The 778-nt window shown below is 73.1% G+C and carries 1 protein-coding gene; it reads left to right on the forward strand.

Features of this window, described 5'->3' with window-relative positions; all coding sequences use genetic code 11:
- Window positions 1-778: tetratricopeptide repeat protein (locus FF041_RS27040; protein ID WP_153525276.1), on the forward strand; the 778-nt coding region annotated here is incomplete at both ends.

The following is a 778-nucleotide window of genomic DNA, read 5'->3' on the forward strand; positions in this document are numbered from 1 at the left end:
CGCCGAGCGCGACGAGCGGCCCGAGGAGACCGAAGGAGCCCTCTCGCGGCTGCTCGACTTCTATCTGGCGACCGTGACCCGGGTCTACGCCATCGAGCGGCCCGGCGACCGGCTCCCGGACCATCTCGCGCCCACCGAGCATCAGGGGCTGTCCTTCGCCGGCCGCCACGAGGCGCTGGACTGGCTCTACACCGAGGCGCACTGCGTGCTGGCCTTCGCCCGTGAGGCGATCGCGCCATGGCGGGTCAGACGTGTGGTCGACCTGGTCTGGGCCGTCAAGGACCTGGCCGAGTCCGGCGCCCATCTCCAGCAGTACGAGTCGGCCGCGCTCGCCGCGCTCGCCGCCTCCCGCTCGGTCGGCGACGCCCGCGCCCAGGGCCGCGCCCACACCGTCCTCAGCAGTGTGCACCTGATGGCCGGACGCTACGCGGAAGCCGACGAGCAGGCCGAGCAGGCCGCCCAATACGCCCGCCGGGCCGACGACCCCGCCCCCCTGTTCCGGACGGAGAACGACCGGGGCGTCATCGCCGCCAACCAGGGCCGCCACACCGACGCCGAACGCCATCTGCGGCAGGCCATCGAGAGCGCCCGCACGGACGACAACGAACCGGGCGAGGCCGACGCCCTCTGCAATCTCTCCAAGCTCCACCTCCTCAAGGGCGACAAGGAGCCCGCCATCGACCTCGCCCGGCGGGCGCTGGAGATCCTGGACCGCCATGGGCTCACCCTCCGGCTCGCCAACGCCCACTACACGCTCGGCGTCGCCCTGACCGAGGCC

This window comes from Streptomyces jumonjinensis (genome assembly GCF_009600885.1).
In the GTDB taxonomy this organism is placed as follows: Bacteria; Actinomycetota; Actinomycetes; order Streptomycetales; family Streptomycetaceae; genus Streptomyces; species Streptomyces jumonjinensis.